Below are 23,764 nucleotides of genomic sequence, written 5' to 3' on the forward strand. Positions count from 1 at the left end.
TTAAAACATTGAGTTCAATTATAGATTACCATTTAAAGAAATTAATCTATCTGAAGTATCAAATTCTGCACTTAATATTTTCTTGTTTTTTAAACCTTCAATTTTATTTTCTGAATTGTGTAATTTAAAACCTCGATCTATGATATAATTTGCAAAAGCATTTTTATGATGTACCGTTATTCCTCTTATCAACTGCGGAAAACAGGTTAATACTTTTTCAATTTTAGCGACATCAATTTCAGGAATTCTTTCATCATCAATGGTCACCACCAGTGTTCCTTGACCATAATTAGCACAATAATAGCTTTTAGAAGCAAATATGCCGCAGGCGAGCATGCCTATTTTATGCTCAAAATGCTCTTCTACATTAAAGTGACCTTCAATTAATTCCTCAATATTTTTTAATGTTCCGAGTTCTTGCAGTTGCTTAGATTGCACTAGTAATTTTTCGGGAATTCCACTTTGGGTATTCGCCCAACCCCACATCCAAGAGCTAGTGTTAAATGAAAGAGACCCTATTACCTGAATAGGAAATTCTAATTCACCAAAAACAATACTTCCCCTTCCTAAATCTAATTGCCATGCCTCTGAACCAATTAGATCTCCAAAAATTAGTTGTTTTTCAAAAGATAATCCGGCATGTGATTCAAAAGCTTCTTCCAAAGAATTCCACTCTGGTTTGGTACGAGTATCAAATTTAGTAAGGTTATTTTCTTCGTCGTTTTTATGCTGTTCCATAACTACTTTTAATTTAAGATCTTTTCAATGAGTTGCCAGTTTAGTTCCTGAGCATAATCTAGCGCTGTTTTATTGGTTTTAGATTTTATGTTTTTATCTGCTCCTAATTCTAATAAAATTTCAATCGTAGTCACATTTCCGGCTATTGCTTCCCTATGCAATAGACTAAGCCCGTTTTCATCCTGTACTGTTAATTCATTAGGATTTTCTTTGATAAAGCTGCGTAAGTTATCTCCCATATTTTTACTCATAGGGTGCTCAATTAAATTTTCAGGATGCTCTTTTTGTTGGTAAACAAGAAGAATATCATCAAAATCTCCAAAATTTAAACCCCAGGCATTATCGTGTTTCTCTCGCTCTAAAGCATCCATTTCAGAACGCATGGCATGGATGGTAAAACCTCCATAGGTTTTTTCTTGAATAGACAGCATCCAATCTCCTATTTCATTAATTTTTTTCGTAACAAGATCTCCTTTTGAAACATTAGTGAGTTGGTGTGGTTCATTTACTAATTCTCCGGTGATATAGGCTCCATCAAAATTTAGATTGTTAACCCACATGTGTTCTACAGTAGGTTCTTTTTTTTCTGCAAATTGTTGTGTGAACGCTACTTTAATCATAGCAAAATCATGAGCAGGAACAATTCTTCTAGCTTCCCAATACAGTTCTCTCCAAAAAAAATTAAAAGTCTCTTGAGCCTTTAAATTTGCCTCTCTCATTTTTTTATTTTGCTCGATATAAAAAATAGTTTGCTTTTTTTCTTTGTTATCGTCCATTAGATTTTTTTTTAAAGTAGTCGAATTGTTAGGTATACTAAACTTTTAAAAGATAGTTTTGGTATAAAAAAGATATAGATTAATTAGAAGATATATTTGTTTTAAAAAAAGCCTTGTAGTTGTTTTTACAAGGCTTTATTTAATCCTTATCATGCTATGAACATAGCATTTAATTTTTAGAAATATTATATTTCATGGTAGCCATAATAGGTTCAAAAAAGACAGTCTCTTGAGACACAATTCTTTTTTGTACAATAGTATATGGGAAGGTCGTATATTCAGGATTTTCATGACGTATGCAGATCTCTTGTCCATACTCATCGGTAATATGCTTCCAATCTGATTTAAACTCAGTATTTAAAACCTCACCATAAGCGCTACCTAACGCAAGTTCAATCATTTTTTTATTTGGCCTTTCTAAAGTGCTAGAGTTAAAGCTATCACTATCTTCTATATATGCAGTTTCATCTGCTAACCAAAGTGCAAAAACTTGTGATAGTAAAGTAGCGGTAAATGTGCCTTCAAATTCCGGCACATATTTTTTACAAATAGAATAGGCTAAATCTGAATATAATGCTATAACATTATATTCATCTTCCGTTAAGTCTCTAAGAGTCGTCATCCGGCCTAATTTTATAAATTATTCTCTAACAAATCTATAAGTACATTTGTTCTACTGTCTACATCAGGTGCATTACTAACCGGACAGTGGTTTATTTCTAAAATACCATCTACAAACGTAAACGCATTTTTAGGATTGTGGTGGTTATCTCTGTTCACAATAACAATCTTTTTAAGTCCTTCTTTTAAGGCTTCTTTCCCCATGTCATCTGCTGTAATTGCAGTAAATGCCTCTATAAGCGGTTGAAAATAAATTTTAGGATAGGTCTCCATATATAAATGCATAAAACGGTTTTCAAATAAAGTATCCCATTCTATTTCTAAGGGTGCGTCAAAACCTGCAGCTTTAATTAGTTGTTCTTTTAAGGCAGGAAATTGTTCGTCTTGAAATTGCTTTGTAATTTTTTTCTCTTTAAGTCCCATATTGATTTATTTTTTAATTCTTATTTATGTTGAGACTCTAAAATTATATGAAATACTAATATATTTATAAACGGTTTTATAAACGTTGTTTTTTGTTTTAAATCCGCTTAATACTAATTTTGAACTATACCAAAAACTAGGGTTTAGCTGTTGTTTACTTTTAATAAAGCTCGAATTAATTTATAGGAAAGGGTATAGTTATCGTATTAAAGAATATAATAGTTACGTTGTTAAGCTTTTCTATACGACTAGAATTTAGTTTAAAAATTTTGACTTTAGTGTGAAAAGCGCGAATATAAAACAGATGGTAGCATTTGTAAAGAAGGCTCTCTTTTTGTGTAAAGCACTTTTATATTGGTGTTGCTAAACTAAAAAAAATAAACATGGACTATACAAAAATGGGAGAGGAGATAGCTACATATGCAGCCTTTGAATGAACATATAAAATAGAAGTAACAGAAAAAAATACATCCAAAAATTAGAATTGAGAACGTTTTTTTTGTCTATGACTAGCCAGATGATGAGGAAGGTGCCAGCACAAGTATTCCTGTTAGAAGCATACTTTAGAGGATAAAAAATATGAAATAGGTACTGCACATAATTTTTAGGATTATAATGTTAAGGCGTATCACATAAATAATTATGATGAATATATCTCTGATATTTATCCCTTACTAGTAAAAAGAGCGTTAGAAATTTCTAAAGAAAAAAAAGAAGATGTGTTGGGTCTTTCGCTTTCGGAAGTAATTCCTTTTGATACGCAAGAAACTAATGTAAAAAGATGGACAAATGAAGCTTTGAAAAGGTATACCATAGAGACTATTTAATAAAGATAAAATTTACATTCATGTTAGAAAATTTAATAGTAGAAAGCTTAGAAGAGTTACCTCTTTTATTTAATAAAAATTATATAGCATTTATTGCAGAAAAGACTAGAAGTATTACAGTAGATGATCAAGAATTTACCTTGTATACCGCAGAAGAACTTAGCGCTAAAATTACTATAGATGGGTTGGTGGTAAGTAACGTATATGCATTAAAAGGGTATGTGAAAACAATAAAAGAATTTTTAGGTCCTAATACGATGGATCAAAAAGGAAATCAATTTTCGATGTTAATGCTTGCAGCAAGTAAGGTTATAGGGCATGACAATGGCAATCTCCTATTTTTAGATGCACATGATAGTAAAAGTATTTATATTTTTCATCCAGATGGGGGAGACCTTACCAAAACTAAATTGAAATTAAATACCATTATAAAAAATGCATAGTAATTTACTACAAAAGTAAGAAGCCTTATAGATAAACCGTTAAAGGAGCATTTCTCTTTGTTTTTAAAAGCTTAATAGCACATACAAAACGATGCGTAGCACTTATAAAAGAAAATTAAAAATATAGATATACAACCCTACATTAGTTCTTAAAAAAAATAGAATGGATTATACAAAGACAGTAGATGGAATCTGTAAAGGTGGAGGCTTTGAAATAACGCACAAAATAGAAGTTACCAAGAAAATTACACCTAAAATTAGTATTGATGATGCTCATTTTTTAATCTATGACTGGCCAGACGATAAGGAAGGTGCCAATACAACTATTGCTATAAATTTGACTTATTTTTTTATTTTAGAAGATAAAAAGTATGAAATAGGTACTAAAAATACATTTTATGATTATGATGTTACAGCATATAAAAACACGCTAAAAAACTGGTATACTAACGATGTTTACCCTTTAATTGTAAAAAGAGCTTTAGAAATTTCCAAAGAAAAATTAGAGGAGGAATTAGGGGTTTCTTTAACTAACATAGCTCCTTTTGATACACAAGAAGCCAAAGTAAAAAGACTCGCTAATAAAGCTTTAAAAAGCTGTTTGATAGATACTATTTAAATAAGGAACACCATTAATTTGAAAAATAGGTAAAGTGAAATTTAAATTACCGTATATCATGGAAAACAATTTACTACAAAAGCAAGAAGCTTTATACCGTAATTTAAACTTTGCTGTAGCGATTAAAAAAGATAAGGTTGGTCTTATAACCCATTTTATTGCGAGTGAAAAGGAGGCTCGTGAAAATGATTTTCAAGGTCAATTTTATCCATCTTATCATTACGAGATTGATAAAGTAATGAATACAAAAATGCTTAAAATTTTAGATGAAGATATTTTTTCTGCATTTTACTACAGACTTAAATTAGGCATTATAGATAAACCTTCAGAAAAACATTTTTCATTATTTTTAAAAGCTGTTGCGCATAATATAGCCGATAACGACTTAGAGAATACTTTTTTAAGCGGTACAAAAATGTATTTACTTTTTGGTATAAAAAACAACGAAAATTCTGATGCTGTATATGATGTAATTTATGAAGATTATATAGCGATTTTAAAGTTTTTAAACCTTTGTAGTACCTACACCGCATATCCTAATTTACGTAAAAAGAAAGACCGGTTTTTACCGTTCCTAGACAATGCTATTTTAATAACCAGGATAAAGGAAGGTATATCTTTTTATTTTGAGAGCAATTTTGTTACCGCAGGCTCATTGGTTTTATTGCTCTTAGCTACGGATAAAACATCCAAAGACAAATTACGTAATTTGAATGATAGTGCTTTAAAAAATGATGACGTTTGGTTATTGGGTAGTTTTTATAAAGATTTTCAGCAAACAGAAGCTAACAAAGAACTCTTGAACAATTTATATTCAAAATTTTCTAAAGAGTGGATAGATGAATACCAAAAAAGAAATTGGGATTAAAAGCTTACAATTTTTTAACAGGGTAAAGCTAGCTTCAATTAATCAGCGATATGAAGATAGTGTGGTTAAAGCAACAGAAACTTTTTAGCTGTGATACTACTTAATGTTACCGCTAGCTATGACTAAGCATCCTAGCGGTAACTTTATTTTTAGATAATTTTATTTTTCACTTGTCTAAAGGGATGGTACCTACAATACTCCCCTCTTTTATAACAAAGAGCATATTTGCTATTGGAGCATTCCCATAACTATCATCTTCCCAAGCGTTTTGATGTAAATGCACAAAAGAGCTTAATAATTTTTCGCCTGCATCTCTAGAGATGACCATCATACATGTTCTTCTAGGAATAGTTACAAGCAACTCCTCTGAGTTTAGCATTTGATGCGCTTTTAGCATGTGGTTCGGAGATAAAATTCTTTCGCTAGAAAAATCCAGTCCGCTAGAGGTTAATACTTTATTTTCTAAGGCTTCTGAAAATTTAAACTCAGTAACATAGTCTTCTAAGTTTTGAAAAGCTTCTTCTAAAACTTTATTAGCATCCAGGGTTTCTAAATGCTTATGGGTTAAGAAAATAAAATTATCAGGAGTATCATACCCGAAGCCTACTACAACTTTAGGGCTGTCTTCATCGCCAATTAAAGTAGATTTGATAGCTCCTGCTTTAAGGCCTACCCAGTCTCCTGGTTTTAGGATAGGGTATATTTTATGCTGACCACTTTCTGTCTGTTTTACAATTTTTTCAATTTCTTCGTTGGTATTTTTGCTTCCTGAAATTGTAGTACTCATTTTTTATTTATTTTATTGTTTATAACAAATTTAAGGGTGCCTGCATCGCTTTTTATCACGGTATTCCGCTATTTTAAAAAATAATATAAAACGGAATATGGCCTATGCTATTCCCGTTATCTATTTGACGGGTAGGCATTATATTAGTCTACTTTGTATACCAATTTCATAGTAATTGAAGCTGTTTTTTCTCTTGAACTTGTATTAAAAGTTCCTCCCCAAGAATAATCTTCTCCAGAGTTTTGACCTGTGATTTGAAAAATTCCCATTTTAGCAGATTCTAGATTGCTTAAATCTCCTCCAGAAAATTCAGCTATGTTTTCTGCTCGTACTCTTGCGTCTTCTGTAGCTTTAGAAATCATCTCAATCTTTAGGTCTGCAAGTTTTGTGTAATAGTATCTAGGAGCTTCTGAATAAAACTGAACGCCTTGGTTTAATAATTCGGTAATTTCTCTAGATACTTTTTCAATCTTATCAACTTCATTAGATTCTATTTGTACCGCTTGTGTTAGTGTATACCCTACAAACTCTTCTCCAGCATATTCACCATTAGCGTTGTACAAATTTTTTGTTTTTTGATTTGTTTTCACCGCACTATAGATCAGCTCTTCGGTTTTAATTCCCATTTTTTTTAAATAACTATTTATAGTCGCTTTGTTTTGCTCCAAGTTTACATAGGCTTGTTTAAGATCTTCATCTTCTGCATTAAAACTACCTTCCCAAACAATAAGGTCTGAGGAAAAATCTGTTTTCCCTAATCCGGTAACTTGAATTTTACCATCTACTTTGGCTCTGTCTGTATAGGCTTTTCCTAAGAAAATTGAAGCCACAACGATGGCTATTCCAAAAATTAAAGCACTTGTATATTGTTTCATAGTATGTGATTATTATTATTATTATTATTATTATTATTTATTTTTTAATTGTTTAGACCTTGTTGCTACCAATAAGACCCTACTAAAAAGGTCATGCGTATAAAAGCAACAACACTTTCATCTGTTAGCTTTAAAGGAGCTTCTAAATGGGTAACTTCATCTCCATCTACAAAAACAACAAATAAACCATCTTTAAAAGCGAGTATAACATTGTCTATAGCTTCTTGTACTACGGCTAGATCTTTATTGGCTAAATCTCCAAAATCTACCTTCCCGCTTTCGGCTTGGTTTTGTATTTCTGCGGGGCTCAAAAAACCGACCACATTAACTTCTAGCCTTTTTTTATTAAAGGCTTCTACTTGTTTTTTTACACAAGCAATTAATAAATCTTCCAGATTTTTTGGTGTTTCTAGGAGTGTTAAAGGGACTTCTTTTACCTTTTTTTTACCAAGTCTTTTAAGTTGTAATGTGAGTTCCATTTGTATGTTTTTTTTGCGTTAGGGATTGTCGTGGAAAGCCCACAGTGCGATAGCACGAGGACTTGCAACAAAAGCCCGACCTCGCCTAAGCGAGGTAACGCCCTTGTTATACCAAATAAACATCTAATTTATCATCAATAATTTTAAAATTTATTTGGTATTATTTAAACATTAGCTATTTATCTGTGCTAAAATAGTTGGATCTTGAATTTTATTATCTTCGGATAAGAGTTTCATTTTTGAAATGATTTCTGCTGATTTTGGATCGTCGTCTACGAAAGGTAAAAACATACGCCCTCTATGCTGACTATGCACGGGAAGTATGGATAATGACAAGCCGTTTTTACTAACCTGTCCGCTTCCTAAATGTATGCTGTACTCGCCCAAGGTACCTCTTACGAGTATATGGCGTTCTTTTACCGTAATATTTTTAAGCTTAAATAGCTGAGCCGATTCAGAGGCTAAAGCAGCGCGCATTTGTAGCGTGCTATGACTTGCTTCTGGGTCTACACCACCAACGTGAGCAACACTTACCACAAGATCTATATCTCTCATTATCTCACTAAAAACTACCGAAGGCACCTCTTTTAGCGGAATTGGTTTGTACGTGTCTAATGAGTGAAAACTTATATGTTCTAGTGTTGGTGCCTCAATATCTGCAGGAGAATACCAGTCTGCCATAGCATACATTGTTGCCATAAAACCGAGTTTATGATACACTTTTTGCAATCCGTCTTCATTACTAACCGTCCAACCACGGCTACGTAACAAGGCTACCGTTTTTTGTGGCTGAATCTGATGTCCTTGATAGCGTTCTGACTTAGAACCAAGTTCTATTTCATCCTTAGTTACCAAATACAATTCTCTAAAGACTTGCTTAAAAGGTTGCACTAAACGCTCTGCAAAGAGGTATTTCTGGTACAGATCCCACTGTACAGCATTGTATAAGTGTGATGGGTGCGCTATAACCAAAACATCAGTTTCTTGTAAACTATGCTTGGTACCTTCAGTATCTGTTAAAATACCTTCTGTATAAAAGCCAGAAATTTGTCTTTCAGGAGAAAACAGCACCAATTTGCTCAGCATCACCTTTACAATAGGGTGTTGCATTATTTTATGAATCTCTGCTGCCGTAAACTCATCTTCGTTTACCATAGCATTTTCTAGGGATAAACGGGTTCTGCTGTATTGTTTAGACAAATAAGATTTGCCTTCTTTTAAAGCCAATACTTGCTTGTCTTTTTTATACTTAGCAGGAATAGATTTTTGTTTTTTATCGCCTTTGGTGACTAGAAGATCTGTTTTTCCTTGATCTGTAATGACCAATTCTATTACCGCATCATCGAAAGTAAGCACGGCATTTTCCATAATAGCGATGGTAGCTTTACTTTCCATAGCCCAACTAAAACGTACACGATCCTGAAAACCTGCATTTCTAGATAAGTTATCTAAGGCAATTTCTACCGCATTTTTCTCGCTTTCTTGGCGCTGCGCTCCAAACTGCTTGCTCTCTTTTAAAAACTGTTGCAATAGATTGTAACGCTTTAATAAATCTTTTTCTGGGATGGTTTTACTTAGGGGGATTAAACCTAAAGTACGCACATAATCTTTATCTCTTTTCTCTGTAATTTTCTTTAAGGTTTCCGTTATTTTTACTTCGCCTAACATTACACTAGAATATAGTTTTACTTGTCTGTGCCCATTACCATCCGTAATATATTTGGCAGCATCATGTAAAATTTTCCAATTAGTTTTTCCAATACTTTTATACACCTTATTAAACCAATCTATATCTATGGCACCCATTGCAAAGTCGGACTTTGGAATGTTAGAATACCTAGAAATTATAGTTTCTTTTTCGCTGCTCATATAATCAGATGCGTGCGCTTGAAACCACCATACGGCATCCTCTAATTTTTCTAAACCAAGATATTCCCCCACAAAACCTGCCCATTGTGTAGCGTAGCATGCCAGTTCTACCAAGCGCTTTTTAGGAATGTTAGCGTCATCTGCAAGGGCAACAAAATCTGAATAATTTTCTATTTCATTAGGGATACTCATTTTTAGTATAGCACTGAACTTAGATTTTTTAGTGTCACCATAATAGCTGTAGCCACGTTCAAAAGTATCTTTGCCCATACGTTGTAGTACTTTAAAAACATAGGCTATGCCTTCTACTTTATGGATGTTAGAAATATACGCTGACGCCTCTGTCGCTAAATCTCCACGTTCTAATTCTACAGCAAGAATATTTGTTTTTAGCTCGTTAAAAATAGCGTTTGGTATCAAGTTAACATTTAAACTTCCGTTACGTTTTCTATAGTTTTGAGCATCATCTAAGATAGCCATTAACTCGGAGGAGTTTAGTGCTTGAAAAAGTAGATCGTCTTCAGTAATTAAATTCTTTTGAAAGAGTAGTAAAGAGATGTCTATAAAGGGAAATACAAGCCCTCTATTGGTATTTCGTTTTTCTGTTGCAGCACTTATCGTGGTAATTGGTTTTGGGTATCCAATATATTGGGCCACTAAAAACATTTTTATATCCCAATATTTCTTTAGCTGCGCTTCATTAGCAAATTGCTTTAACTCTTCTACATTTATTACACATACCAAGCCATCAATAACATCGATCCAATGGTAGTTGTCATGCCCGTACCTCTTGCCGTAGGAGAACTTGCTTGTTTTGAGCTCTTCAGGGAAATTGGCAATGGTTTCTTCCCACAGGTCTAGTTTAAAGCTAAGTACAGCAGCCCTATCTGCATAGGCATTAAATAAGCGTTTTAAAATTTTAGTATATCTAGATCCTGTACTGTAATAGCTACGTTCTGGTACCGCTAATTTTATTTGCGTTAAGTCGGGCACATATTGTTTGGTAAATTCTTCTAAAGTTTCATAATTACCATAGGGAGCACTAATTCTATTGATGTAGCGAATGGCCGAGTACAGTTCAAAATCATTAAGATTACTCTCCTCATACCATTGTATCCAAACCGAAGCTAGAGGAATGTTTTGTAAATGCACTTCGGGATTGACCTCTTCTTTAATTCTTTTAATTTCTTGAATACCGTTGGCGATTAATGTGGTACTGGTTTCCCCATCATAGGCTTCAAATTGATATTCATGATTTCTATGCTCGTGTACTAGCGCTATTAAATTATTGACGGCAGTAACTATTTTAGGCTCGTCTATAAAATCTCTAAACTTAAAATTAGCCGTGGTAATCCCCAATTTATTAAAAAAGCTTTTTTTATCATCAAACTTTAGTTGCGGGGTGTATAAAGGTGATAGGTTGGAATAGTTCACCGCTCCAAAACCATTACTAAAGGAATATCCTATTTTTGTTTTAGAAAATTTTTCTAAAAATACACTTTCGTTTTTGGTGTGTTTAGGACGTTCTTTATAGCTACTTACCTGTTCTTTTATAAACTCGGGATATTGTTTTTTTTCATCTAAAAGCGTAAGCATTTCTAAAGCAGCCAAACGCTGATCAACATTTTTTGCCACTATTAAATTTTGAGTGCTTGTTTTTACGGTGTCTTCTGGTTGTATAATTAACAGTTTTATCATAGCAGCACGCAGGCTTTTATTTTTACGGCCTAATAACTCTTCTACAATATTAAAATCTTCTTGATACAAAGGCATATGATAAAAAACGTGTATCCCTGTAGCCATAACAGACTCATTTCTATCTCTAATAGCTTGATGTGCTAATGTTCTACGCCAAGCATCTTCAGACAACAGTAGTTGAGTTGGTTTAGTATTTCCATAGTTGCTACCAAATGAATAGGTGTAGTGATTAGGGAATACTTTTCTCATATAAGTTTCTCTAACTTCTGAAGGTAGTTTATCTAATTGTTTGCCTAGTAAATGCAAAAGATCTTCTGTTGCATTGTTTATAATAAAGTTGTAGAAAAAATTTGATTGTACCGTAAATGTATGCCATGAAAATACGTTGCCTTCATACACTTTTCCGTCTTTAGGAAGTGCTTCGGCAACGTTTTGGATGCTTAAAAACAGATTTTCATCGATGTCTATTTCTGGCAAATTAATCATCATCCAATAATCTACTGCAGGGTTTTTTCCAAATTCTTTTTTAAAATAGTCGGTTATAGTACTGTTGGTACGACCGGTTTGACTTACAAAGTATAAGCCTAGTAATTTTTTATCTAACTTATCTGTAGTGTATACTAGCTCTAGTGCTTTACTGTTCGCCACATCAATATCTACCAAACCTATAGCCCAAAGGCCAACATAAACTTCTAAGTTGTCCTTGCTTTTTAATAACTTGTCTATATCCTTTAAATTTAGGATATGCGATTTACTTAGTTCTAATATTCTTTTAATTGTGGCTTTTTTAGGAGCGTCCCAACCAAAACCAAACCATGTATCTACAGCTCTTACCACACTGCTAAATCGTGTTAAATCATGCTCCAAAATAACCCCGATGATATGTTTTAAGGCTCCGTGACTCGTTTCATCTAAAGATTCTAATATTGTTTGCCGTAAGCCTTCTTGACGTTGAGCAGCCAATAACAATTGAGATACTAATACCCAACATTCTTCTTTTTGTGTAAGTAATAATCCTTTAATGATGTCTCTACTTACTCCTCCAATTTCATCTTCAGCTTGTAGAATGTCTTTTACAACAGTAATAACCAATTCACTTTTATATTGTAAAACAGCACCAAAAAAGTAACTGTGTTTGTTGTCAAAATAGGTGCTGTACTGAAATTGTTCTTCTAATGTTAATGCTCCATAACCTGTGCGGTTAGAGGCTAAAAATCTCCTGAAGTAGTTAATTTTATTATATAAATGTTGCGCGTTTACTTTTGCTCTAAAAGCCCTTCTATTGTATCCGTTTTGGTAGGGTAAACTATCAAACATACTCCATAGCACTGCTAAATAAGGAGCTTGTATTTCGCCAAATAAAAATACACCCAAGCTCATTCCTTCTTTTGTAGTCCAAGGGTTTACTGTGATTGCATTCTCAAATGCTTCTGTAAACGGATCTATATTTACTTGACGCCGCCTTTCATCACTTAAACCCGATAATAATAAACCGAAAATTTTATAAGGTGATGAAAACTGATTAAAATCTTCTTTTTTTAAAGCTACTTTTTCATGCTTTTTAATATACGCTTGTGCTTTTTCAAATGGAATCATAACGATAGTATTCTTTGTTGATGTATTTTAATGTGCTTGTTTCTATTTCGAGAGTCCATTTTTATAGGCTCCTAGTGTAAAATTTAATTGTTTTTTAAATGTATCTTTTAGATCCTCTTTGGGGTGTAAAATAAGTTCTAATTGAAAATGTCTGTTATGGTCATAACCCATATATTCCTGAGCTACCCAGTGCACTTTTGCTTCATTTTTAGTAGCATTATAGGCTAATACGGTAAAACTCTGTGTAGAAAACTGCATAGAAGCAGTTTCACTTAAAAAGTACATAAAAGCGCTAAAGTCCTTAATTTTGGTAATAGGAATAGTATTTAGTTGCGCTAATTCATTAAGCCAAGGATCTTTTTTTAAGGCTTTAAGGAGTGATGCTTCTGTGAAAATATCTAGCAAAGTAACGGACTGTAAGGTGTTTAAATTTAGTGTGGTTACTCCCAGTGAATTACTCATAGGGCCACAAGCTTCTTGGGTAGCCTCACCATATTCATAACTGTAATAAGGTCCCACTAAAGAAAGCGGATGGTAGTAGGAAGCAAAGAATGCTTTACATTCCGAAGGCTCGTTTATGTTATTCGTAGAAAAGTTGAGACTATCTATTTTAGTGTCATAGATAACAGCATCTTGATAGCTTGCCTTTGTGGTGGTTATTTTTAAATTGTTTTGCTCAAATAGGAGGGAGTCTTGTGGCGTGGTTTTTAGCTGCGCACGAAGAGGAGCAATACCTACGAATAGGATGACTAGAAGATAGCTAAGGTTTTTAATTCTTACGTGGTTTGGTGTGTGCATATGTTATAAACAGATTCTGTTTTATCTTATTTTATTCCCGCCTAAATTCTTTTGCAATTTAAAAGGAATGCCTTGTTTCTATATCCCTGAATAAAGGGATATTTTGTTTTTTAATGAAAACTGAAGAAGTTGATAACCTAGTAGTATTCAAGAAATTTTTATAGTTGATTTATCTATAATCCATATTTTTTAAACTGTCGTAAAAAACTAGAATTAAAGTCCGCGGCAAGTACTATGTTCTCTTAAAGCCATCGTCTATACATACATTTCAAATCACTTCAATACTTATCCAATTAGAAACGGAAACTTTTGTAAATTAGCGCGCCATATGTAAGGCAAGGGTTATTTTAGTACCCTGACTAAATTTTGATGAATACTATTAAAATTATAACGCTCTTTGCATGCTATTTTTAATAGACCAACAACACACGACATGATCACATTTATAACGGCTTTTATTCTATTGATACTAGGCTATTTCACCTATGGTAAATTCGTAGACAAAACTTTTAAATCTGATCCCAATAAAACAACACCGGCACATACCTTACAAGATGGGGTAGATTTTGTTCCTATGAATAGTAACAAAAACTCTTTTATTCAGATTTTAAATATTGCGGGAGTCGGACCCATATTTGGGCCAATCTTAGGGGCATTGTACGGACCTTCGGCTTTTTTATGGATTGTTTTTGGGTCTATCTTTGCTGGGGGAGTTCATGATTATCTTACAGGAATGATTTCCATACGTTATGGAGGAGCACATTTACCTGCTATGGCATCGCGGTTTTTAGGCAAAGCCTTTAGCCATGTGGTGAACTTATTCACGCTATTACTTTTAGTATTGGTGGGGACTGTTTTTGTTACGGCACCTGCCGAAATGATCAATGCCTTACTAGGTGATACAGATTATTTAAAAATCATCATTCTATGTATTTTCATTTACTATATTGTTGCTACGGTATTGCCTATAGATAAAATTATAGGAAAAATATATCCTGTTCTAGGCGTTTTATTAATTCTAAGTGCTGTCGGGATTTGTATTGGGATGTTCATCTATGGGAATCCGCTACCAGAATTAACGCTGGAAAATTTACACCCTAAAAAAATACCGTATTACCCGGTAATCTTTTTAACCATCTCTTGTGGTGCTTTATCTGGTTTTCATGCTACACAATCGCCTATTATTTCACGTACAATAGACAATGAGAAAGACGGTAGAAAAGTGTTTTATGGGATGATGATTCTGGAAGCTTTTATTGCTATGATTTGGGCTGCTGCTTCTATGAGTTTATTAGATACAGAAGAACTAAGTGCGCTTTTGGCAGAAGGTGGTCCTGCTGCTGTAGTTAATAAAATTGCTATTATATTATTAGGAACTGTTGGAGGTACGGTGGCTATCATTGGGGTTATTGTATTGCCTATTACTTCAGGAGATACTTCTTTTAGAGCAGCACGCATGATCATTGCAGATTACTTAAACATAGATCAAAAAGTGTTGCGCAATAGGTTTGCTGTAGCCATCCCGTTATTTGCTATTTCTTTTATTCTTACCAATATGGACTTTCAGTTGCTGTGGCGTTATTTCTCGTGGTCTAACCAAGTGACTGCTGCTATCGCTTTATGGATCGGAACGGTATATCTATACGAAAATAAGAAACAGTACATCATTGCTTTAGTACCTGCATTTTTTATTACGTCGGTCATATTTTCATACCTATTTTATGATCCAACTATTGGTTTTAATATGAGTCCAACTATTTCTAACTGGACAGGTTTACTACTTACATGTTCCTTGACCGCTTTATTTTTTATCATCATGAATAAAAGAAAAAAACAAGAAGCGCAATAGACTTTCAGGTTATATGTAAACCAATCGCCCTCAATATTGCATTTATATGTGCGTGTAAATTTATAGGAGACGGCAGTAGTATCAAACCTTATTTTAACTAGTTCTCCTCACGGAATTCCGTGATTACCATTAAAAAATGATAGTGTAAATTTGACTTTATGGAGATAGGATTTAAAGAGGTTTTATTAGGCATCGTTATTTTATTGGTCGTGACTTTTTACAGCCTGAAAGCAAAATATATGGTATCAGAAAAGGTAGCTGCTAAAAACTTCGAAACTTTTTTAGAAGCCAATTATGGAGACCTCTTAGTGTATACTGATTTAAGGCGATTTTTTAATACGGGCAACATGAACCCTAACTGTTTTCGGGTAAGCGTATATCAAAAAAAGGAGCCTAGGGTAGAACTATTTATCAAGTTTGATGCGAAGACCATAGCAACACAAACAGATATTGTTCCTGATTATCCAGATGGATTAACTTTTCATGCCCGATATCTAGACCGCATTAAGCTAGTAGAAATTCACGATGTTATTTCAGCCAAAATGAAGCCTCTCGGCATAGCGCTTTTGTGGGATTATGACGAGGTGTTTTTTAATCTTGAAGAAAGGTTCAGTGAAGCTGAGGTGCTAGAGAAATTGGATTATTTTTTAAGCTTGTTTAAAGCCGAAGATTCTGAATTTTTAGGATATTATCATGAACTGCCACTGGTCATAACGTATCCATATAAAAATGCGATCCCGTTAGTGCGAGAATTAGTGCAAGAAGACGGTATTTGGAGCTTTAGAACCTTAAAATTATATAGAGGAGCGGTTCACTTTGAAAAGGATAGAGAAGGGCTAACAAATGCGCTACAGAACTATTTAGAAAAGAGTTATCCTACGCAGCAATTGTATAACCATTTTGATACGTATGTGAATCCTCATGATTTTTCTAAGTTGTTGTATATTGAATTTACAGAGGCTAAGAAAACAAAAAAGGTAACAGAGGAGCAACAACTAGGCCGTTGGGTTTCTCCAGTTACAGGCTATACCCTTATGTACTGGAACTTGCATAAAGGGAGTGTAAAACAGGTAAGCTTTGTAGCTACGGATAATACTATAGCTATGGAAGACGTTTTGGCAAAAGAAATACCTAGGTTTTTAGCACTGGTGTAAGACAGTCTTCCTTTGGTCCAATTACCAACTGATGCCTCTCTAGTAGCATTTAACGTTTTATATTGGAGTAGGAGTACGGTAAAGCCTCAAGTACTATTATTCTCAGAATCTTAGCTAAAACTGGTCTAAGGCTTCGAAGAGTTGCTTCAAGGGTATCTTTTTTGGTTCAGGTTCGCCATATTCCGTAAAAATTAGCTGGTTCTCTAAGATTTTAAAGGTTTTCATACCTCCTTCATCTGACCAATTATTATAGGACGGTTCAAATTTTAGACGTGCCACTTTTTGCGTTTCTATATTTACAATTTGAATGTTATACACATTATCTGGCGGTACGTCTTGGTGTATAATCAAGTAGTTATCGATTAATTGAATCTGATTTATAGCCTGCCAACTATGTCTATCAGGAGCCCCCATTACATGACTATCGGATATAAATAGCCATTTATACGTCTTTCCTTTTTTTACGAAAACGCAATGTGATGTTTTGTAAATTTCGTATTCTGTATTTTTTATGATGGGTGTCAAGTTCGCTAATTGCGCTCTAGAGTCCGCTATTGGGTAGTAGGCTAAAAAGGCAGTAGTATATTCTTGATTAAAGTTATTGCCATAGAGGAGATCTAGCTTTTGCAGGCTGTCTCCGGAAACCGTAATGTAATACGCTTCTGGTAGGGTTAGTTCGTTAGGGATCCAATTAGTTTTAGGGGCTGCGATGCGGTCAAAAAATGGATGTTCTTCTACTACTTTTAAAGATAAAGTACCGCTTAACAACCAGTTTAGTGAACTTTCTGGGTGACCTCTTTTTTTAGGGAGAACAGTATCTTTCAGTACTTTTAAAAAAGGAGCATTGGTTTCTAAGTTCAAGGGAGTAGGCACTCTTATAAATCGCGTGAAGCTAGAATAGCATCCTTCATTATATAGTGTGAACTTTTCCTTGGTTTTACCATTAATAATAGAGACATCTCCGCCACTACAGGAGCTTCCGTATTCATAGTAGTTGATAAGGGTATCTAATACCTTGTCTTTATTAAAATCTACAACAGTGGTGTCTATTTTATATTGCAAAGCCATTGTTAGTTGAGGTAGGCCTACTAGAATTAAAAGGAATAGTATACTCTTTTTCATTTGTTAGGGAGATGAAATATTACCTGATTGTAAGGATGGAGATATGTTAACGGGTTATAAGCTTTTAAAGCTAAGGTTTTTTTTATAATAGTTTCTAAGTAGTCTTTGTGGATATTTTTTGGTGTATGTTAAAAATAAAAAAGCTCAAAGATTCTGTTTTTTGAATCTATGAGCCTAGAATAATAGTGTCTCAGATTAAAGAAGAATTTATTTGTTTTTATCTCTGTTCTTTGTTAGGCAATGTTATTTTTAAATCGGTATTTTTTTTCTCTTGCTATAAATGCTGATTTCCCACCTTCAACAATATCTGCAACGTGTTCTCTGATTCCCATTGATTTTAATAGATCTTTTTCAGAGTCAATTTTATTGAAAGTATTTTCTAATGCTCCATTTATGTAATCAAATTTATAGGGACTAGATGATTCAGTTTCATTTTGTCCTTTTTGATTTGCGACTATTATGTTTTCTGAGTCTGAATTCACAACAATATTTGCATTGTGAGTTACTATAATTATTTGCCTTTCTAGTTTTTTGTTTTTTAAGTAATGAACTAAATCAGATGTTATTGATCTATTATCTAAATTATCTTCAGGTTGATCAATTAGAATTGGTGATTTAGATTTACTTAACCCAATGATTAGCATTAGAATCACAAAACTTGCTTTCCCCGTAGACATTTCTCCTAATTTATCATTTTTGTATATTATTTTCCAATAATCATAAAAGTAATCATCTAATAAAGTCTTAATTGCTTGTTTTTTTGAAATTCTTTGTAATAATAAATATTTGTCATTAAGAATGTCAGAAAAGATCTCTTCTACTTGTTCTTTTATTTCTGAAAAATCTGTTTTGTCTGTCGATTTTTTTAAAGGATCTAAAATAGAATAGTTATTGTAAGATGCTTTACGACCATCGCTAAATGCTATTATGTTTTTACTGAATTTTTTGAAATTAAATTGTGAAATACCATTTATTTTTAGACCATCTCTTTCTAATTGTTGAGTTCTATCTTCCAATCCAGATATTATTTCGGTATATTCACAATATGACTTTTCATATAATGAAAAAATAATTTTTTTAGTTGATTCTAAACTTTTTTTCTTCTCAATTATTTTATCATTTAAAGAAGTTATATCTAAAAGTAATTTTTTATCTGTTGATATTGAATCATTTAAAACTTCAATTTTCTTTTTGATTTTATCATTTTGTTGAAAAGGTTCAAGTTCTTTATTTAATAGTTGTTTTTCTTTAGTTAAGGAAGTTAAGTTAGTTTTTAAAACATTATCATTCTTAAATTGTCTTTTGCCAGATTCATCAGTTTCTATTTCTATATTATTTAATGAATTTGAAATTAATTCACTAAGTTCATTTATAGGTGATAATTCAACTTCGTAATGTTCTTTTATTTCTCTAGTTTTTATATTTTCTAAGAAATCATTTTTACTATTTATAAGATCTTGACTTAGTTTATTGATTTGACTTAATGTACTCTGGATATAATTTAAATCTTCTTTAAAATTATTTCTCTTAATATCATATGCATCTAGTTTTACTTGAACTTCTTTATATTTTGCTAATTGCTCTTCCGTTAAACCAGATTCCTTATTTAATTTTTCAACTTGTTCAGTATTAGATAGAATATTTTTTTCTAAAACCTCTTTATTGGATTTAGTTTTTAATTCTGTCTCTAGTTTTAAAATTTCATCCAATAACTCAAAGTGATTATCAATTAAAGCTTCTCTTTGTTTGTCTTTTTCTTTAACATTTTTAATAAATTGATCATACTTCAATTTAGACTCAGAATCTTCATTTATTAAATCTCGTACTAATTTATTTAAAGATTTCCCTTTTTTATTTACTTCAGGTTCAGCTAATTTTACTAGATAATTTTGCGGAATATACTTTATATCTGGAATAATAGAGTTTTCACTTGATTCTCTAAACATTTTTTGACTAATTCCACTTTTTGTAGTTATTACAAAATTAAACTCCGAATCAATTGCTTTAAGATCGTATTTTTCATTACCAGTTTCGTTTCTCAAAATTGAATCTTCGGGAAGTAATGTTTTTGCTATTGAGTATAATAATATTGATTTACCAGAAGATTTTCCTCCAATTATTACATTAAGATTTGGATTTAAGTGTATTAAACTTTGTGTAAAAATATTCTTCGTAGAATCAAATTTTACATTATTAATAATTACTTTATCTTCTTTGAAATCAGGTTTGTCATTTTGTATTTTAACTCTTTGTTCTGGTTCATAACATATTTGTCTTAAGCCTTCAAATGTTAAAGAAGATTTTACCCAAGTAAATTTACTGAATAAAGTACTTTCAGTATGAGAATCACAACCTACTATACAAGCTTTTAAAGAACCTCTTTGCTTAATTACTTCAACAACCTCTTTTCTATATATTTCTTCAGTATAATTTGGCGTCCCTTCAAGTCTTTTACCTAAAAAATATTTTATATCTTTTTTATTTGTAGAGAAGATTGAATGAGAAAGTTCATAAATAGACTTTCTTAATCCATCTAAAGCACCTCCTTCATTTTCAAATAAGTCATAATGCTTTTGAATTGCTGAAGCACCATCGTTATTAGAATTACTTACAACGAACAGGCAGTTGTCTTTAAAATTAGGGTTATGATCTACTATCTTTTTTAAAGATTTTAAATCTAAAATATAGTTATCTATACCTTTCTTGTAAAGAGCGTTTTGATCAGTTAAAGAATCGTCTAAACTTCTACCATATTCAGTCAATCCGTGACGGTTCATTTTATGATTATCTTGATTTCCAATATGAGCAAAAAAATCATTTTCTAAATGCTTAACATAATCAGGGTTGAATAAACAATGTATATTTATTAATCGTGCTCTATCAGTAGAAGGTAGCATTCTTAATTCTACATTTGGAAATAAAAAAATACTTTTAATAAATGTTATTTCATCTTCTGAAAATAGTTTTGATTCATCAACATTTAATTTATTTTCAATATCATTAACATAGCTTACTGCTTCTAAGTATTTTTCAATTGAGAAATAGTCAGTAATTCCAATTGCATTTATTTTATGTTCGTAAGCTTTTTTAAAAAAGTCATAAAAAAAAGCATTAATAGACTCTGATTTAAACAGGTCATTTTTATTTGTTCCCTTAGTATGAACGTGAAAGTTCCATTTATTCCATTCAGAGCCTTTATTTATCATTTTTTTCTTTTTTATAGCAGGTTTTTACCGTTATGGCTAACGGTCTAGTGTATGAAATGTAACGTACAAAAAGACACGACATTTAGAGTTTAGCACTGAGCCAAATTTTTATATTTTGATTTAACTTTTCAGTTTTAAAGCCAAATTAAAAATTTGGCGGTCTTTTTAATAAGCACAATTCTTTCGCTTTAACACTTACTAGCTATGTTTTATACAACGTGTTGTAGGTAGTTTTTATTCATTTATATATCTTAAGAAAACTTTTCCTTTGTCTGTGAATTTATAAAGTGCAGAATTTGACTTGTCAATTAAATCATATGACTCAAGTAAAGACAGAACTTTGCTTATTTCATTAGAGTCTTTCATCCTATAATTCGACTGAATACAAGAAATAATATACTTTACAGATTCCAATTCCGACTTATTGCTTTTGAATCTTACGGAGAGCTTAATTAGTTCTTCTTTGTCATTATTTTCATTATCGGAATTTATGGTACTTTCAGATTGTTCCATTAATTCCTTAAGTCTTTCTATCTCTAAATTTTTATCCTGAACCAAATTTGAAAACTTCTCTTCTTGTTTTAAAATTTGTTCTCTCAATTCAATGGATTGTTCAACTGTAAGAAGTTGTTTTTTCTCAACTAAGTTTTTTTGTTTTAACCTCCAATTACTAAAATTGATTGATAACCAATATGCTCCGTTAGAGAAAAAAGGAACAATAGTTAATAATGCCAATGAAGAAAGAATAGGATAAGTTATAAGACTATTAAAGTCACAATAATTTACGACAATGTATTCAACTTTAGTTAATGATATTTTGCTTTCAGAAACAAAGAATGTCAAGTACACTATTTTCCAATTCCAAATGACCCAAGAGAATATCAAAGTGCCAAATAGTGGGCTTGTTGTTCGTTCGTGTAAAATAGCACTAATTGATTTTTTAATTTCGTCCATCATTTTTTTGATTACCTATAACTAAGATATATTGAACATATGTTCATTAAAGCTATTATAAATTAACAATACTAAAATTAGCTTCAACATCAATAATAGCTGCCTAAATCTAAGCTGTCTATCATATCAATCCTTAGTTATCGATATACTATTTACTTAATAATGCATCTGTAAGTATCATCATCGTATAAAATTACAGGACCTCTAATTTTCCTAGTCTTGTTTCCTGGTCATGTTTTAAAATAATCATTAAAACATACCGTAAACTATGTAAATTTTTGTGGGGGGAGTATTACGTTGCTAATATAAAACATAATACTATTTAAAACCTTGCGGAAATCCGCAGAATTGAAAAAAAAGAGATAAATAGTTAAATGTAGTGGAGTGGTAAAGGGCTTTTTATGCGCTGCAAGTGTTGAGGTTAAAGGGGAGAGGCTTTATTTATTAGCATCATTTTTTTGCCTGTTCAATATTTCGAGGATATCCATCAAATAAGATTCCTTTTTCAGACTTGTTATTGAGATAGAATTTTTTGACTATTTGGGCGACTAAGTCATCAGGAGCCAATAATCCTTTACTGCTATATTCAGATGCCTTAATTCCCAATTCTGATTTTTGAGTTTTTTCCTGTCTTAACACATCTCCTGTAGAGAGGTGGGTTACCCCAAAATCATTAATAATCTTTTTACTTTGTGTTCCTTTTCCAGCAAGGGGTGGTCCAAAAATTAGTATGTTCATAGTGTCTACTAAGCTGTTTATGTACCTTAAAAATAACCAATTACTTAACTAATTGAAAAATAATACCGCCTTAAAAGGCGGTTATAACGGTCATTATTTTATGAATTATGGAGTTGTGCAACGTATTACTCATAATATACATATGCACGCTCTAGAATATATTTAGGAAATAATCCTTGATCCAATTCTGTTTTTTTTATCCAATTATTTTTCTCGTCAAACACATATTTATAAACCCATTTACTACTTGGGTCTCCATTGGGTTTGAAGATGTTTTCTTCAATTTTATTTCCATAATTATCATAAACAAACGTATAATAACTCTTTAAGTCCTTACCTGTAGGGTCATAAGTGTTTATTCTAATGACATTCTCATTCTCATCGTATTCATATGTTTTTCTATTTACAACACCTTTTGGGTTATGAAGATATCGTTCAGTAGTTTCAGTTTTATTCCCTTTTTCATTGTAAGTAAAGAAACGTTCTAGTGTTAATTCATTGGATGAGTTATAAATTTCGTCTTTAATTTTATTTTGTTTTTCGTCATATTCATAAACCCATTTATATAGTAGACTGTTACTATAAATTGCGTAGCAGAACAGTTCAGTTTTTTCGTCTTTTTCATTATATTTTGGTATGAACTTGGTACCCGATTCATCAAATTCATAAACAAACTCTTCTGTGATTTTTCCTAATTTATCAAAGTTTTTTTCATTTTTTTTAAATTCTTTTTCTTGTTTTTTCTTTTCTAGAACTTCATATGAAAGTTCTGTATAGGATTGAACTTTATTATTTAAATTCTCTGTTGTCCAATCGTTATTTGCTTTTTTTTCTGAACAATTACTTAAGGAAAAAATTAAAATAATACCTATAAATAAATTTGTCAATCTATTTTTTTTTGTTTTAATATTAAATAGCATATTTTCTGTTTTTATGTTGCCTAATGTCTCGGCTCGTATGTTTGGTTCTTAGTTTGAAGATAACATTTTTTTATAAATAAAAGAGATTATAAAGGAGAGGGATTTAGCTAGATACAAGATTATAGATATCGTTGCATAGATTAACTACTCTTCTTAAGCTACTACTTTTATAAAAATAGTAGCTTGGATACTAACAAAAGCTAAAATAGGAGGGACAGAGAGTTCTCGGCTAGATACACTTTAGAGTGATATCGTTTCATAGAAATCCCTCCCTTCTATAATTTTCTTGGAATCTGAACAGTACCTAGGTCCTTTAGATAGAGATCGAATCAAGTGCGAGTAAAGATGATAAAGAGAATTATAGCTTAAAAAACCGAAGAAATGGAAAAGTATTTAAAACAGAG

At 32.0% G+C, this 23,764-nt stretch carries 19 protein-coding genes; 5 read left to right on the forward strand and 14 right to left on the reverse strand.

Going from position 1 to position 23,764, the window contains the following annotated elements; genetic code table 11:
• Positions 1-18 precede the first annotated feature (18 nt).
• The 4 genes from CELAL_RS15850 to CELAL_RS15865 form a co-directional block, all read right to left on the reverse strand.
• Positions 19-738 carry a DUF6882 domain-containing protein gene (locus tag CELAL_RS15850; protein WP_013551905.1) on the reverse strand — a complete coding sequence of 240 codons (720 nt, stop codon included), beginning with the start codon at positions 736-738 and terminating at the stop codon, positions 19-21.
• A gap of 8 nt (positions 739-746) precedes the next feature.
• Positions 747-1,514, reverse strand: coding sequence for a DUF2314 domain-containing protein (locus tag CELAL_RS15855; RefSeq protein WP_013551906.1), 768 nt, complete (start codon positions 1,512-1,514; stop codon positions 747-749).
• A gap of 169 nt (positions 1,515-1,683) precedes the next feature.
• Entirely contained in the window at positions 1,684-2,136 is a 453-nt protein-coding gene (locus tag CELAL_RS15860) for a DUF3806 domain-containing protein (protein ID WP_013551907.1), read from the reverse strand.
• Positions 2,137-2,147: 11 nt separating this feature from the next.
• Positions 2,148-2,558 (reverse strand): hypothetical protein, encoded by a 411-nt coding sequence (locus CELAL_RS15865; RefSeq protein WP_013551908.1) that lies wholly within the window; start codon positions 2,556-2,558, stop codon positions 2,148-2,150.
• Between the two features lie 847 nt (positions 2,559-3,405).
• On the opposite strand from CELAL_RS15865, the gene CELAL_RS15870 reads away from it, so the two are divergent.
• From CELAL_RS15870 to CELAL_RS15880, 3 genes are all read left to right on the forward strand, one after another.
• Positions 3,406-3,828, forward strand: coding sequence for a hypothetical protein (locus CELAL_RS15870; protein ID WP_013551909.1), 423 nt, complete (start codon positions 3,406-3,408; stop codon positions 3,826-3,828).
• A 163-nt stretch (positions 3,829-3,991) separates the two neighbouring features.
• Complete coding sequence (locus tag CELAL_RS15875; protein WP_013551910.1) at positions 3,992-4,447, forward strand: hypothetical protein; 456 nt, start codon at positions 3,992-3,994, stop codon at positions 4,445-4,447.
• A gap of 58 nt (positions 4,448-4,505) precedes the next feature.
• Entirely contained in the window at positions 4,506-5,315 is an 810-nt protein-coding gene (locus CELAL_RS15880) for a hypothetical protein (RefSeq protein ID WP_013551911.1), read from the forward strand.
• A 166-nt stretch (positions 5,316-5,481) separates the two neighbouring features.
• On the opposite strand, the gene CELAL_RS15885 is transcribed toward CELAL_RS15880, so the two are convergent.
• The 5 genes from CELAL_RS15885 to CELAL_RS15905 form a co-directional block, all read right to left on the reverse strand.
• On the reverse strand, positions 5,482-6,102 hold the full coding sequence (locus tag CELAL_RS15885) for a hypothetical protein (protein WP_013551913.1): 621 nt from the start codon (positions 6,100-6,102) through the stop codon (positions 5,482-5,484).
• Positions 6,103-6,245: 143 nt separating this feature from the next.
• A complete protein-coding gene (locus CELAL_RS15890) occupies positions 6,246-6,977 on the reverse strand; it encodes an SIMPL domain-containing protein (protein ID WP_013551914.1) in 732 nt (243 codons plus the stop codon).
• Positions 6,978-7,042: 65 nt separating this feature from the next.
• Positions 7,043-7,456, reverse strand: coding sequence for a hypothetical protein (locus CELAL_RS15895; RefSeq protein ID WP_013551915.1), 414 nt, complete (start codon positions 7,454-7,456; stop codon positions 7,043-7,045).
• Between the two features lie 171 nt (positions 7,457-7,627).
• A complete protein-coding gene (locus tag CELAL_RS15900) occupies positions 7,628-12,619 on the reverse strand; it encodes a DUF4132 domain-containing protein (protein WP_013551916.1) in 4,992 nt (1,663 codons plus the stop codon).
• A 42-nt stretch (positions 12,620-12,661) separates the two neighbouring features.
• Positions 12,662-13,417, reverse strand: a complete 756-nt coding sequence (locus CELAL_RS15905) for a hypothetical protein (RefSeq protein ID WP_013551917.1) — start codon at positions 13,415-13,417, stop codon at positions 12,662-12,664.
• Between the two features lie 433 nt (positions 13,418-13,850).
• Between CELAL_RS15905 and CELAL_RS15910 the strand changes: the two genes are divergently transcribed.
• Together CELAL_RS15910 and CELAL_RS15915 are read left to right on the forward strand one after the other, a co-directional pair.
• Positions 13,851-15,266 (forward strand): carbon starvation CstA family protein, encoded by a 1,416-nt coding sequence (locus CELAL_RS15910; protein WP_041557770.1) that lies wholly within the window; start codon positions 13,851-13,853, stop codon positions 15,264-15,266.
• 158 nt (positions 15,267-15,424) lie between these two features.
• Positions 15,425-16,420, forward strand: a complete 996-nt coding sequence (locus tag CELAL_RS15915) for a hypothetical protein (RefSeq protein WP_013551919.1) — start codon at positions 15,425-15,427, stop codon at positions 16,418-16,420.
• A 114-nt stretch (positions 16,421-16,534) separates the two neighbouring features.
• Here the strand turns inward: CELAL_RS15915 and CELAL_RS15920 are convergent, their stop codons facing one another.
• From CELAL_RS15920 to CELAL_RS15940, 5 genes are all read right to left on the reverse strand, one after another.
• Entirely contained in the window at positions 16,535-17,542 is a 1,008-nt protein-coding gene (locus tag CELAL_RS15920; protein WP_013551920.1) for a hypothetical protein, read from the reverse strand.
• 233 nt (positions 17,543-17,775) lie between these two features.
• Positions 17,776-20,748: a TrlF family AAA-like ATPase gene (locus CELAL_RS15925; RefSeq protein WP_013551921.1), complete on the reverse strand. Its 2,973-nt coding sequence runs from the start codon at positions 20,746-20,748 to the stop codon at positions 17,776-17,778.
• Between the two features lie 234 nt (positions 20,749-20,982).
• On the reverse strand, positions 20,983-21,705 hold the full coding sequence (locus CELAL_RS21595) for a hypothetical protein (protein WP_052304010.1): 723 nt from the start codon (positions 21,703-21,705) through the stop codon (positions 20,983-20,985).
• Between the two features lie 447 nt (positions 21,706-22,152).
• Positions 22,153-22,440: an adenylate kinase family protein gene (locus tag CELAL_RS15935; protein ID WP_013551923.1), complete on the reverse strand. Its 288-nt coding sequence runs from the start codon at positions 22,438-22,440 to the stop codon at positions 22,153-22,155.
• Positions 22,441-22,565: 125 nt separating this feature from the next.
• Positions 22,566-23,327 (reverse strand): hypothetical protein, encoded by a 762-nt coding sequence (locus CELAL_RS15940; protein ID WP_148229694.1) that lies wholly within the window; start codon positions 23,325-23,327, stop codon positions 22,566-22,568.
• Positions 23,328-23,764: the final 437 nt, after the last annotated feature.

The organism is Cellulophaga algicola DSM 14237 (genome assembly GCF_000186265.1).
Taxonomy (GTDB): Bacteria; Bacteroidota; Bacteroidia; order Flavobacteriales; family Flavobacteriaceae; genus Cellulophaga; species Cellulophaga algicola.